Origin of the sequence: uncultured Cyclobacterium sp. (assembly GCF_963977555.1) — a bacterium.
Classification (GTDB): Bacteria; Bacteroidota; Bacteroidia; order Cytophagales; family Cyclobacteriaceae; genus Cyclobacterium.
Genome location: NZ_CAXBPD010000001.1, coordinates 200,934 through 214,910 on the forward strand (window position 1 = coordinate 200,934; position 13,977 = coordinate 214,910).

At 38.8% G+C, this 13,977-nt stretch carries 13 protein-coding genes; 11 read left to right on the plus strand and 2 right to left on the minus strand.

Features of this window, described 5'->3' with window-relative positions; genetic code table 11:
• Positions 1-531: 531 nt before the first annotated feature.
• The 8 genes from AAC073_RS00625 to argH all read left to right on the plus strand — a co-directional run bounded on the left by AAC073_RS00625 (position 532) and on the right by argH (position 8,868).
• A complete protein-coding gene (locus tag AAC073_RS00625) occupies positions 532-1,227 on the plus strand; it encodes a GNAT family N-acetyltransferase (RefSeq protein WP_339921891.1) in 696 nt (231 codons plus the stop codon).
• A gap of 52 nt (positions 1,228-1,279) precedes the next feature.
• Positions 1,280-2,485: an argininosuccinate synthase gene (gene argG, locus AAC073_RS00630; protein WP_339921892.1), complete on the plus strand. Its 1,206-nt coding sequence runs from the start codon at positions 1,280-1,282 to the stop codon at positions 2,483-2,485.
• Positions 2,472-3,440: an N-acetyl-gamma-glutamyl-phosphate reductase gene (gene argC / locus AAC073_RS00635; protein WP_339921893.1), complete on the plus strand. Its 969-nt coding sequence runs from the start codon at positions 2,472-2,474 to the stop codon at positions 3,438-3,440. The genes argG and argC overlap by 14 nt, the downstream gene beginning before the upstream one ends.
• Before the next feature lie 52 nt (positions 3,441-3,492).
• Positions 3,493-4,641, plus strand: coding sequence for an aspartate aminotransferase family protein (locus AAC073_RS00640; RefSeq protein WP_339921894.1), 1,149 nt, complete (start codon positions 3,493-3,495; stop codon positions 4,639-4,641).
• A 5-nt stretch (positions 4,642-4,646) separates the two neighbouring features.
• Entirely contained in the window at positions 4,647-5,588 is a 942-nt protein-coding gene (locus tag AAC073_RS00645; RefSeq protein ID WP_339921895.1) for an acetylornithine carbamoyltransferase, read from the plus strand.
• A 12-nt stretch (positions 5,589-5,600) separates the two neighbouring features.
• The gene (argB, locus tag AAC073_RS00650; RefSeq protein WP_339921896.1) at positions 5,601-6,386 is read left to right on the plus strand and encodes an acetylglutamate kinase; all 786 of its coding nucleotides are present in this window, start codon (positions 5,601-5,603) and stop codon (positions 6,384-6,386) included.
• A gap of 65 nt (positions 6,387-6,451) precedes the next feature.
• The gene (locus tag AAC073_RS00655; protein ID WP_339921897.1) at positions 6,452-7,537 is read left to right on the plus strand and encodes a M20 family metallo-hydrolase; all 1,086 of its coding nucleotides are present in this window, start codon (positions 6,452-6,454) and stop codon (positions 7,535-7,537) included.
• Positions 7,534-8,868, plus strand: coding sequence for an argininosuccinate lyase (gene argH, locus AAC073_RS00660; protein WP_339921898.1), 1,335 nt, complete (start codon positions 7,534-7,536; stop codon positions 8,866-8,868). The genes AAC073_RS00655 and argH overlap by 4 nt, the downstream gene beginning before the upstream one ends.
• On the opposite strand, the gene AAC073_RS00665 is transcribed toward argH, so the two are convergent.
• Positions 8,865-9,086, minus strand: a complete 222-nt coding sequence (locus tag AAC073_RS00665; protein WP_339921899.1) for a hypothetical protein — start codon at positions 9,084-9,086, stop codon at positions 8,865-8,867. The two genes, argH and AAC073_RS00665, sit on opposite strands and share 4 nt — an antisense overlap.
• A gap of 123 nt (positions 9,087-9,209) precedes the next feature.
• Positions 9,210-10,490, minus strand: a complete 1,281-nt coding sequence (locus AAC073_RS00670; RefSeq protein ID WP_339921900.1) for an MFS transporter — start codon at positions 10,488-10,490, stop codon at positions 9,210-9,212.
• A gap of 301 nt (positions 10,491-10,791) precedes the next feature.
• Here AAC073_RS00670 and AAC073_RS00675 point away from each other — a divergent pair, with 301 nt between their 5' ends.
• From AAC073_RS00675 to AAC073_RS00685, 3 genes are all read left to right on the plus strand, one after another.
• The gene (locus AAC073_RS00675) at positions 10,792-11,223 is read left to right on the plus strand and encodes a hypothetical protein (protein WP_339921901.1); all 432 of its coding nucleotides are present in this window, start codon (positions 10,792-10,794) and stop codon (positions 11,221-11,223) included.
• Between the two features lie 12 nt (positions 11,224-11,235).
• The gene (locus tag AAC073_RS00680) at positions 11,236-11,448 is read left to right on the plus strand and encodes a DUF3820 family protein (RefSeq protein WP_339921902.1); all 213 of its coding nucleotides are present in this window, start codon (positions 11,236-11,238) and stop codon (positions 11,446-11,448) included.
• Between the two features lie 92 nt (positions 11,449-11,540).
• On the plus strand, positions 11,541-13,916 hold the full coding sequence (locus tag AAC073_RS00685; RefSeq protein ID WP_339921903.1) for a TonB-dependent receptor: 2,376 nt from the start codon (positions 11,541-11,543) through the stop codon (positions 13,914-13,916).
• The last annotated feature ends 61 nt before the right edge of the window (positions 13,917-13,977 follow it).

Consider the following 13,977-nt stretch of genomic DNA (forward strand, 5'->3'; position numbering starts at 1 on the left):
TAGTACACAACAAAAAATAGGCTAAAGTCAATTTTCAATTAAAAATAAAAAAAATCTCCTAATATATTAAATCAAAATCTTTATATAATGAAGTTTTACTTGAAAAACCCAATTCCAAAACAAAGCGTTTTCCTGATTAAGAGGGCAAATATTGAGGAAGCGTTAGCATAACAACAGGCATTATTTTTGATAATTGCCCTTGTATGACATTTACATCACATTATATCCCTGTTTAATTTGTATTTTTGACGAAATAAATAAATATTTGCAAGGTTTAGCATGAAGAAAGAAGTATACATATCATTTAAATTTAATCTGACCCTGAATAACCATTCTGGGTATCCGATATTTGGTCCTATCAAAACCTACAGGACCTTATTTAGGGCCTAGTCCCTAAACTCTTTTAATATATCCTATGTGGATATTTCTATTTCCAAAAGCATTTCAATCATTCATTTCAACCAATTTTCTTAGGGCTGTCCGTCAATAGCGATTTGATGGGAGATGACGGTAAGCCAAAAAAATGCTACGATGTTTAATCAAAAATTTATTATTAAACCTGCAGGAGAAGAACATTGCCAATATGCGGAAACCATTACTAACGAAATGGAACTTTCTGCTCAGGCAAGAGGCACAGGTATAGCAAAGCGATCCCCAGAATACATCAAAACCAAAATGCGGGAAGGGAAAGCCGTAATTGCGCTTACTAAAACTGGAGAATGGGCAGGATTCTGTTATATTGAGGCATGGGGTCATGGTAAATTTGTAGCCAACTCAGGATTAATTGTATCGCCCAATTTCAGAAAATTCGGATTAGCCAGAGAAATAAAGAAGGAAGTATTCAAGCTTAGCCGAAAAAAATATCCCGATTCTAAAATATTTGGTTTGACTACAGGAGCTGCGGTAATGAAAATCAACTCCGAGCTTGGTTATTATCCTGTGAGTTATTCTGACCTTACTACAGATGAAGACTTCTGGAAAGGATGCCAAAGCTGTGTCAATTACCCCATACTCATGAGCAAGAACAGGTCAAATTGCTTGTGTACGGCTATGCTTTATGAACCAAAAAACGTGAAAAAGGCAGAGCAAAAGAAATTAGCCTCTGAGTTCAAAAAGAATCTTAGTCTTTTTGAACGATTGGTCAACATTAAACGGGCCATGTTTCTTAATTTAGCGAAAGGGAAAGAAGCACTAGTCAAAGTAAAAGATAAAGTAAACCAATCATAATAACACATTTGTTGCTTTAGGGTAGCACTCTTAAATAAAAGGTATTAATTGTATGAAAAAAGTTGTTTTAGCATATAGTGGAGGTTTAGACACCACCTTCTGCGCCATTCACCTTAGCAAAGAAAAGGGATATGAAGTGCACGCAGTATTGGTCAATACAGGAGGATTTGAGCGGGAGGAATTAGAACGTATTGGCGAAAGGGCGAAAACATTAGGCGTAGCTTCCTTTAAAGTTCTTGATGTCGTTTCCACTTATTACGACGAAGTGATAAAGTTTTTAATCTATGGAAACGTATTGAAAAACCAGACGTATCCACTTTCCGTCAGTGCTGAAAGGATTTTGCAAGCCAAAGCATTAGCTGAATATTCTAAAAGCATAGGCGCTACTTCCATAGCGCATGGTAGCACTGGGGCTGGAAACGATCAGGTGAGGTTTGACATGATCTTTCAAACAATATTGCCTAATATAGAAATCATCACGCCTATCAGGGACCTAAAATTAAGCAGGGAAGAAGAAATCACTTACCTAAAGAAACATGGTGTATCCATGAACTTTGAGAAAGCTGCTTACTCTATCAACAAAGGAATTTGGGGTACTTCTGTAGGTGGTAAGGAGACCTTAACTTCCGATCAGGCACTTCCAGAAAGTGCTTATCCTACCCAGGTAAGTATTACAGATCCGTCAACTATTGAACTTACATTCGAAAAAGGCGAATTGGTAGGAGTAAATGGGGACAAGTTTGATCACCCTGTAGCAGCTATATTAAAAGTTCAAGAGTTGGCAAGTCCTTACGGAATTGGAAGAGACATACATGTGGGAGATACCATTATTGGAATTAAAGGCAGGGTAGGTTTTGAAGCGGCAGGTCCATTGGTCATTATAAAAGCCCACCAATTACTAGAAAAACACACCCTGACCAAATGGCAAAGTTATTGGAAAAATCAGATGTCAGAATTTTATGGCAATCATTTACATGAGGGACATTACCTGGATCCAGTAATGCGCAACCTGGAGGCATTTATGACAGATACACAAACCTATGTTAGCGGGGTCGTAAAAGTACAACTTGCTCCCTATAGATTCAGTATGATTGGCGTCAATTCAGAACATGACCTGATGTCCTCTAAATTTGGCAGTTATGGGGAGATGAATAAAGGATACACGGCAGAAGATGTTAAAGGTTTTACAAAAATCCTAGGCAATCAAACAGCCATTTTCCATAAAGTAAATAAAAGCTTAGACAATGAAAATCATTAAAACAGCCGTAGTTGGAGCTGCAGGATATACTGGAGGAGAATTGCTTCGTTTGTTGGTACACCATCCTAATGTGGACTTAAAATGGATTCATAGCAATAGTCAAAAAGGTAAAAATTTAGAAGAGGTGCATCCCGATTTAATCGGAGATGCCTCACTTGCATTTACTGATCAAATCGACAATAGTAATCTTGACTTGGTATTTTTATGCCTGCCCCATGGACAGGCAAAACCATTTTTAGAGCAACATGCATTTGATACCGAGACAACAGTTATCGACTTAAGTACAGATTTCAGGAATGAAAGCAATGGTTTTGTCTATGGCTTGCCAGAAGTGAACGGAGAAATTATTAAGGATGCAAAAAAAATAGCCAACCCTGGCTGTTTTGCTACTGCCATACAATTAGCTTTGTTGCCTGCCATTCAAAAAGGATGGGTAAAAAATTCTTTGCACGTCACAGGACTAACAGGAAGTACCGGAGCAGGAAAAAAACTTTCCGAAACCACTCATTTTAGTCATCGTAATCAAAATGTGTCTGTTTACAAGTTGTTTACGCATCAGCACCTGAAAGAAATCAATCAAACATTCAAACAACTTACCCCTTCCTTCGAGCAGCAAGTATTGTTTGTTCCTTATAGAGGTAACTTTTCCCGTGGAATTTGGATTACGGCTTATTTTCCATTTGAAGGAAGCCTGGATGAAGCCTACAATGCCTATTCGGCATTTTATAAAGATGCAGCTTACACCCATGTCAGCAAAAATGACATTGAATTGAAGCAGGTAGTTAATACCAATAAGTGCCTGGTTCATCTCAAAATTGAAGCGGGTCAATTGGTCGTTTATTCGGCCATTGACAACCTTGTAAAAGGTGCTTCTGGTCAGGCGGTTCAAAACATGAACCTTGCATTTGGACTTGATGAAAAAACGGGCTTACAATTAAAAAGTACAGCCTTTTAAAAAATATTGACTATCGGACAGTAGCACCGGCCTGTCCCCAAACATATATTATATGCAATTGTTTGACGTCTATCCCCTTATGAATGTCACTCCTGAGAAAGCCAGTGGCGTTTATCTTTGGGACAATAAGGGTCAAAAGTATCTTGACTTGTACGGAGGCCATGCCGTAATCTCCATTGGCCATTCCCATCCTCACTACGTTCGAAGGATTAGCGAGCAACTGCATAAGATAGGTTTTTATTCAAATTCAGTACAAATTCCACTTCAAAATGAAATGGCTTCGAAACTGGGAGCACTTTCCGGGTACGAATCCTATAATTTGTTTTTGTGTAACTCTGGAGCGGAAGCCAACGAAAATGCTTTAAAACTGGCCTCTTTCGAGACGGGAAAGCCTGGCGTAATAGCCTTTCACGGTGCATTTCATGGTAGGACTTCTGGAGCTGTAGCCATTACCGACAATAAGAAAATTGTCGCGCCTTTCAATAGCGGGCATAAAGTTTTCTTTGAGGCCTTAGGTGATTTGGAAGCAGTAGAGCAAAGATTGAAAGGTGGAGAAATTGCTGCTGTCATCATAGAAGGAATTCAAGGCGTCAATGGTATTCAAGTTGCTGGAGCAGAATTCCTTACCGGCCTTTCAACGCTAACAAAAAAATATGGCGCTAAGCTGATCCTAGATGAAGTTCAATCAGGCTATGGCCGTACTGGGAAGTTTTTTGCCCACCAATGGGCAGAGGCACTGTCTCCTGACCTAATCACTATTGCAAAAGGGATGGGTAACGGCTTTCCTATTGGAGGAGTACTGATTCATCCAGACATAGAGGCCAAATATGGTTTGTTGGGAACCACTTTTGGAGGTAATCACCTGGCATGTGCTGCGGGACTTGCCGTGCTGGAAGTGTTGGAAGAGGAAAAACTTATGAACAATGCCCATACCATGGGCGAATTCTTAATGGGAGCGTTGAAAGATGAATTTCCAGAAATCCCTTCAATTAGAGGAAAAGGTTTGATGATAGGATTTGATCTTACCGAAGAGGCTGCTGGGTATCGCTCAGAACTAATCAGTAATCACCATATTTTTACAGGAAGTGCTGCCTCAAAAAACACCATTCGAATACTGCCTCCACTTTGTGTGAAGCAGGAAGAATTGCAGCTATTCCTTAAGAGTTTAAGAGAAGTAATTATTAGCAGGAAGACCAATTAGAAGTCATGATAAACTTTACCAAATTTGAAAACATTGACCTTGCCAACAGTCTAATAGAAAAAGCATTGGCTTTTAAGACAGATCCCAGGGTCAATGAAAATAAGGGCAACGGAAAACGTATCGGCTTGATTTTCTTAAACCCAAGCTTGAGGACAAGAATGAGCACCCAATTGGCCGCCTCTAATTTAGGCGTAGAAAGTTTTGTCCTCAATATGGACAAAGAAAGCTGGGCATTGGAAATGCAGGATGGTGTTGTTATGAACCAAAACAAGGTCGAACATATCAGGGATGCCGCTGCTGTCTTGGGTGGATATTTTGATATTTTAGCCATTAGGGCATTTCCTACACTAACCAATAAAGAAGAAGACATCAGCGATTTTGTTATCAATCAATTTATTAAATATTCTGGAGTGCCCGTAATTAGCCTGGAAAGTGCCATCAGACATCCTTTGCAAAGTCTGGCTGACATGGTGACCATCCGAGAAAACTTTAAAGAAAACAGGAAGCCAAAAGTTGTGCTTACTTGGGCCCCACATATCAAAGCCATTCCGCATGCGGTTGCCAATTCATTTTCAGAATGGGCGATTGGTTGTGATTATGACTTGACCATCACGCATCCACATGGGTACGAATTGGATAAAAAATTTACGAATGGTGCCACAATAGAATACGACCAGACCAAGGCCCTTGCAGATGCTGATTTTGTTTATGTTAAAAACTGGAGTGCCTTCACTCCATACGGGAAAATTCTAAGTGTCACAGGAGAATGGCTACTGAATGAGTCGAAATTTGGAGAGAACACCCATGCCAAAGTCATGCATTGCCTCCCAGTAAGGCGTAACCTGGAGTTAAGTGACGAAATTTTAGATGGCAATCGTAGCCTTGTCCAACATCAAGCAAAAAACAGAATTTTTGCTGCCCAGGCAGTAATTGACACCATGCTTTAAAAATAGTCCCTAATGGATATTAGTGTAATTAAAATCGGCGGAAACGTAATAGATCACAAAGAAAACTGTACGGAATTTTTAAAGTTATTTGCTCACTTCCCCGGAGTAAAAGTACTGGTTCATGGAGGAGGAGTAATGGCAAGCCGCATAGGCAGTTCCTTGGGAGTTGTTCCCAATATGCACAATGGGAGACGGATTACCGACAAAGAAACATTGGATGTGGTCACCATGGTATATGCCGGATTGATCAATAAAAATCTGGTGGCTGAACTGCAAGGATACGGACAAAATTCAATAGGCCTTACTGGAGCGGATGGCAATGCCATTACCTCTAGGAAGCGTCCAATAAAAGAGGTGGATTTTGGCTTTGTAGGGGATATAGCGCATGTAAATACCGCGTTGCTTGAAACCCTACTGGAACAAAATATTGCACCGGTATTTTCAGCTATTACTCACGATGGGAATGGGCAATTGCTCAATACCAATGCAGATACCATTGCTTCTGAAATATCGACCGCATTGGCAAAAACCCATACCGTGAAGCTTTACTTCTGCTTTGACAAAAAAGGCGTATTAATGGATGCTAATGACCCAGAAACGCTGGTACCTTTGATCAATGAAGATATTTTTAAAGCATTGCTCCAGGATCAGGTGATCCATTCTGGAATGATTCCCAAGTTGGAAAATGCTTTCAATGCGCTTAACAAAGGCGTGGCGAATGTTTGGATGGGCTTACCAGAAAACCTGCTTCTTGCTGCAAAAGGAGAAAATGCAGGAACAACCATTGAATCGTTGTAAAACGATTACTATAGAAGAACTATCATATGGTGGAAATTTGAATCCACTTTAACCAATAAAAATAATTGGAAGCTTTAGCAAAATTAAAAATTGAGGCAATTGATCTTCTGAAATCACTTATCAGCACTCCATCTTTGAGTAAAATGGAGGACAAAACGGCTGATTTAATTCAAACTTTTTTTGAAGACAAAGGAATAAAGACCAATAGAAAAGGCAACAATATTTGGGCTTTCAATAAGCTATTTGACCCTACCTTGCCTACCCTTCTTCTGAATTCACATCATGATACCGTAAAACCCAACCAAGGTTATACGCTTGACCCCTTTACCCCAGTAGAAAAAGAGGGGAAGTTATTCGGCCTAGGCTCCAATGATGCCGGAGGATGCCTGGTAAGTCTAATGGCTACTTTTGTATATTATTACGAAAAAGAAATACCTGTAAACCTGGTCATGGTGGCTTCTGCCGAAGAAGAGATCAGCGGCCGAGGCGGCATTGAATCTGTCCTTTCAGAGCTACCAGAACTTGAAGTTGCCATTGTAGGAGAGCCTACACTATTAAAGATGGCCGTAGCGGAAAAAGGCTTGATGGTAATAGATGCAGTGGTGACAGGAGTAGCAGGTCATGCGGCAAGAGATGAAGGCACCAATGCTATTTACGAAGCCCTTGAAGACCTCTTGACTATCAAGGATTTTAAATTTCAAAAAGAATCTCCTTTTTTAGGTCCAAACAAAGTATCAGCCACCATCATCAATGCTGGAAGCCAGCACAACGTGGTCCCTGACACATGCACTTACACGCTAGATGTGCGGGTTACGGATGCTTATAGCTTGGAGGAAGCTTTTCAGGAGTTAAAATCCAATTTAAAAGCGGAACTTACCCCTAGGTCTCTCCGCTTAAAATCATCCTATATAGCGGACAATCATCCTATGGTTCAAACGGCTAAAAAGATGGGCTTGGGAATGTATGGTAGCCCTACACTGTCAGATCAGGCCCTGATCCCTTTTCCTTCCGTTAAGATAGGTCCTGGAGATTCAGCTAGGTCCCATACTGCTGACGAATTTATTTATATTGATGAACTGAAGGAAGGAATTTCATTATATGTTACACTATTGGAAAATTATTTTTCCATCACAAAAAGAAACACCCAATGAAGCTTTGGCAAAAAGATAAAACCAGTAAGAAAGAAGTAGAAGCTTTTACCATAGGAAGAGATCCTGAATTTGACCTTTTGCTAGCACCTTTTGATGTAACAGGATCGATGGCTCACGCCATCATGTTGGAGTCTATAGGTTTGCTAACCAAGGAAGAGTTGAAGGTTTTAATTAAGGGATTAAAAGAAATCCGGGAAGAAATCGCTGAAGGAAAATTCAGCATCGCTCCGGGAGTAGAAGATGTACACAGTCAGGTGGAATTTTTGCTTACCGAAAGGTATGGTGATGTCGGCAAAAAATTACACAGTGGTCGGTCCAGAAACGATCAAGTTTTAGTAGACCTAAAATTGTATTACAGAAAGGCCATCAAAGAAACGGTAACAGAGATAGAAAACCTTTTCCAGTTGCTTACCTCTCTGGCAGAAAAGCACAAAGATGATTTGATGCCTGGTTATACCCATACCCAATTGGCAATGCCATCGTCTTTTGGTTTGTGGTTTGGCTCACTTGCTGAAGGCTTGGCAGAAGACATGGACTTGTGGCAAACTGCCTACAAACTGGCCAACCGAAATCCATTAGGGTCAGCAGCGGGTTATGGAAGTTCCTTCCCATTGAATAGAACCATGACAACAGACCTTTTGGGGTTTGGGGACATGCATTACAATGTCATCAATGCGCAAAATAGCAGAGGAAAAACTGAAAAAACGCTTTCCTTTGCGATGGCAGGTACAGCCGGTACATTGAATAGGTTAGCCACAGACTCCATCCTATTTATGAATCAGCATTTTGGTTTTATCAGCTTTCCAGATGAATTGACTACGGGATCAAGCATCATGCCCCATAAGAAGAATCCTGACGTTTTCGAACTGATACGTGCCAAAACCAATCAAATTCAGAGCTATCCGCAGCAAATAATGATGCTGCTTACCAATTTGAGTACAGGGTATCACCGTGACTTACAATTGTTGAAGGAAACCACTTTTCCTGCTTTCGAACAATTAAATGACAGTCTAAAAATTGCACAATTGATGCTTGAAAATATTAGTATCAAACAAGACCTTCTTGATGATGGATTTTATGCTTATTTATTCAGCGTAGAAGAGGTCAATAGACTTGTATTAGATGGTGTTCCTTTTAGAGATGCTTATAAAAAGGTCGGTATGGACATAGAAAAAGGGGCTTTTACTCCTGGGAAAAAGATCAAACATACCCATGAAGGCAGTATAGGACAGCTTTGTTTAAAAGAGATTAATAATAAAATGGAGCATACGAAAGTAGACTTTTCCAAAGCTGAAAAAGCGGAAGAAATTCTGTGGAAAATTAAGGCTTAAATGGAATCCTGAATAAGGTAAACCATCGCTGAAGCCACTACATAACCACCAAGGAAGGAGAAAAAATAAGGCCATGTCAAATCATACTGTTTGTACATGGCTTTTTTCGTTTTATGCGTGAAGTCACTGATTTTTTGAAGTGGCTTAACGGGGAAAATTGAAAGGAATAATAATCCGTAACAAATTGTAAAAATAAACAAGGTTACTAATAGCTGCATAATTCACTTCATTTGGCGTAAAGATAAAGTCTTATCATTAGCTTGCAAAAATTAAGCTTATATTTTCCAGTTTTTTATCAACTAGAAAATAAGGATGTTCGCTTCATTTAAACATTAGCTGTACTAACGTTTCAAGGTGAAAATATTAAAAAAGTCAAATCTTCTATCACGTTTTTTAAACTTATATTTCATTTTTGCATAAGTGTAGCTTGGGATAATTCGAAAGGAAAGCAAGATAGCGATTACCATCAAAATAGCCGAACCAATAAATAGATATTCGAAATCATAACCAGCATCCACTATAACACCATACACGGCTGGGCCAATAGCTGAACTAAGCACCATAATAGAAGCGAAAATACTTCGAACTTTACCAATATAAGCAGTACCAAATAATTCTACCTGCAATGCTGACATTATGGAGTTACCGACACCCGCAGAAGCCCCCATTAAAATCATATAGGGGAAAATAACCAAGGGATCTCTTACTTTCCAAATAAATACAATGGCAATTAAAAAAGGGATAAGGTAATAAGGGAAAAAGGTCCTGGCAGAATATTTATCGATCAAAGGTCCAGAAAACAAAATGGCAATTGACCCTGCAATGGCATAAAAGGTTAAGCCCACGGCCATCCACTCAAGGCTCCACCCTTTAAAATCGGCTATTGCAAATTGATAAAAAAACAATCCTGTAACTGTAAAAGCCAATACAAACAAATTTGGAGACAATATCCAAAAACTCCTCGTTTTCATTATCTCCCATTGAGAGATCTCCTTTTTAGGTACCGTAGTCGGAGAATCGACCGTTTCTTCGTAAACCACCAGTTTCTTTTCATCTATAAAAAAATACAAGTACAATGGAACCATTATCAATACAATTAAGGCATTTATAAGGAGCGATTGCCTCCAGCCAAAAACATTGATAAGCGCTACCACCATAATAGGCAATGCTGCCTGACCAAAGGGATGTCCCAGAGAGGCCATGCTAATTGCTTTACCCCTACCTTTAATAAAATACTTTGACATAGAAGTAATGGCAATATGACTGAACAAACCCTGACCTGCGATCCTTAAACCAAAAAAGGCAACTGGCAGTAAAAACCAGTAATAGTTAAAGCTCATTAAAAGCATGGATAGAATAAAGACAACTGTGGTGAGAAGCGTATATTTCACCAAGCTTACCTTATCGATGTATTTCCCTACCTGAGGCAATAAAAAAGCACTTGCAATGGTTGCTACCATGTAATAAACGCTTATTTGGGCATTTTGAAGAGAAAATTCTTCAATCAAATAAGGTACATAAAGGGCCAAAAGATAAGTTTGACCATAGCCAGAAAGACAGGTCATCAGCAAGCCAAAAGTCAACATTTTTTTGTTCTCAAATACAAAATTCCAATAACTCATCCGACGGCAAATATTTAGAAGAAAAATATAAAAGGCTTATAGGGAATCTGGGCATATTTTGCGAAATTAAGTAATTATTTAGGTTATAAAAACCAATTTACTAAATGAAAAAAAGATAATTACAAAATATAAATTTAAACAGTTAACTAATTCTTATTAATAGGATCTATTTTACTGGCTCATAAACTTAAGCATTTTAGCAATAAAGTTGAGATATTTGACACAAAGGCTAAGCATACTAATGGTATAGTGGTTTTTTTTTACTTATTTAGCTGTTTATAAACAGACAATCTTAATTAACATGGCTACCGGATTTCAACACCTTCATTCAGTCCTGGCATATATCGTTTTGGCAGGAATAATATTTAGCTTTATTTCAGCACTTTTCGGTGCTCTAAGTGGTAAAGAGTTTACCGAAAAAGACCGAAAATTTGGCTTGATAGGGATGATATTGGCTCACATTCAATTGTTGGTAGGTATTGGAGTATATTTTTTAAGTCCTTTAGGCTTATCTAACCTTAGTGGTGAAACCATGGGTGATTCTATGAGTAGATTGTATGCCCTAGAGCATCCGCTAATTAATATAATAGCGATTGCCCTTATTACAATTGGGTACAGCAGAGCCAAAAAATTAACAGAAAGCAGAAGCAGGTTCAGAAGTATTTATATGTTTTATGGTGTGGCTTTCATTTTGATTTTAAGTAGAATCCCATGGGACGCTTGGTTGAATTAATTATCAAGCAACATGGATAGAAATGTACTTTTGGAAATTGTTTCGAAAAAAATGCCCTTTGGAAAGTACAAGGATAGGCTTATTTGCGATGTCCCTGAACATTATTTGATCTGGTATAAAAGAAAAGGTTTCCCACAAGGTAAATTGGGAATGTGGTTGGAAACGATGTATGAAATTCGAGTAAACGGTCTGGAATACTTATTAGACCCTTTGAAAAAAAAATAAACCAATTCTATTTCTGCCATAGTGTTGCAATTATTGAGTGATAAAGATATCTTTGCCCTAATTATAGTATTCCAATCATTCAATTTACTGCAGTGCGATTTATTTATTTACCAATTTTCATCCTGGTAACGATAGGCAATTCTTTTCTTCTTGCTCAATCAACCACTGGTTTTTCTATTAGTGGTACCATTTCAGATGAGTCTGGAGAACCCATGATGGCGACTGTGCTTATTCATGAATTAGGAACAGGAACGGCTGCAGATCAGAATGGCAAATTCACCTTGAGAAATCTAAATCCAGGAAATTACCATTTACATGTTTCTCACCTAGGTTACAAATCACTTACAAAAACAGTTTCCATCCAGAACAATGATGTGCGCCTTGATTGGCAAATGGAACCCTCTGCCATTACCCTACAATCGCTCACCATCGAGGCCAATCCATTCAAAAATGGCCCCGTTGAACAATCCCAAACAATAGACGTAATTGATAGAGATTTTATAGAAAGGAACAACTCAGGCACTTTTTCCAATGCCCTTGAAAAACTACCAGGAATCAGTACTATTAATACTGGAGTAGGCATTAGCAAGCCCGTTATCCGAGGAATGAGTTCTAATAGAATTCAGGTCAATGACAGGGGTATAAAGCAAGAAGGCCAACAATGGGGGGCTGATCATGGATTAGAAATTGATCCATTTGATGTAGATCGTGTAGAAATTGTAAAAGGCCCTGCTTCTTTGATTTATGGATCTGATGGTATGTCCGGCGTTATCAACATCTCCCCTGCTCCTATACCGCACGATGGTGAGATAAAGGGACATTTGATCAACAGCTATCAAACCAATAACAATATGCGTAGTCATTCGGCTATGGTTGAAGGAAATGAAAATGGATTCATATATAAAGGCCGGCTTACCTTTCAGGATTATCAAGATTATCGTGTGCCTGCAGATGAATTCACCTATGCGGGATATGTTTTACCCGTTTATGAAAACCGATTAAAAAACACGGCAGGAAAGGAAAGGCACTTTTCTTTAATGACTGGAATAAGAAAAAAATGGGGCAAATCTACCATTACCTTAAGCCGGTTTGGACAACAGGCAGGAATTTTTACTGGAGCAGTCGGCATACCAAATAGTTATAATCTCCAGCACAATGGTGATTATGGAAACATTGAATTGCCCAATCAGGACAATTCTCATGTCAAGGTGATCTCCAACACCACAATTCAGCTGAATCAAAACTGGCTGGAAATTGATTTGGGATATCAGAGAAACGAAAGGCAAGAGCAATCTCTTCCGCATGCTCATGGAATTAGTTCCAGCCAGGAAGGCAACCTGGCTTTGGGACTTTATTTAAATACCTACACGGCAAACCTAAGGTTTAATCACCATATAAGTAATAAGGAACAAGCCATTATAGGTTTTCAATCCAGTTTGATGGACAACCAGTTTGACGGTTTTGAATTTTTGTTACCCCAATTTAAATCCCAATCCGCTGGTTTCTTTTACTTTCATGAATACCGATTAAAAGACAATTTTATTTTAAATGCTGGATTGAGGGTGGACGTGGCCAAACACCAAATTGATGCACACTCCCAACCTACTTATAACAATGGAGAGGCTACTGGAAATGAAGTTTTAAGAAATCCCGATATAGACCGTAGTTATGCAAACTTAAGCGGGGCTACTGGCTTTTCATGGATTGTAAATAACAAAAGCAACCTTAAATTAAACCTTGGAAGCAGTTATAGAGTCCCTAGTCCAATAGAGTTAGCTACAAATGGAATCCACCATGGGAATTTCAGGCATGAACTGGGGAATCCAAATTTAAATAGTGAGCGCAGCTTTCAGAGCGACTTGAATTTCACTTACTCCCAAAGAAATCTCCTTATTGGCTTCAGCCCTTACCTTGCCTATTATTCTGGTTATATTTACCTTTCTCCTACAGCCAAATTTTCAACTTTACCCGGTGCTGGGACCTTATGGGAATACCGGCAAAACAATGCCATTTTCTCAGGAGGGGAAGTAAAAATCCAATGGGCAATTCTTCCTAATTTACAAACCTCAATAGCTGGGGAATTTGTAAACAGCCAAAATTTAGATACAAGTTTACCCCTTCCTTTAACCCCCCCTGCAAGTGTATTATTTGGACTTGATTGGGAACTACCCTACAAGAATCAATGGCTGCCTGCTAGTAATATGTTTATAGAATACAGACAAGTGGCGGCGCAAAATAGAGTGGATAGAAATGAAAGGGTCACTGAGGGCTACGTCCTATTGGAAGCTGGCTTGGGTCTGGAATTTGCTATGGCCAGACAAATTTTTAAATTTAGAATAAGCGGAAAAAATTTATTAAACAGCTACTATTTCAATCACATGAGTCGCTACAGACTTTTAAACCTACCAGAACAAGGTCGAAATATAAACGTAAGCTTAAAAATTCCCATTCAAATAAAAAATCAGTAGCAAATTATTACACTTCTTGGATGTTAGTAAACTTATTTCTATAATTGCAACACCTATGCAA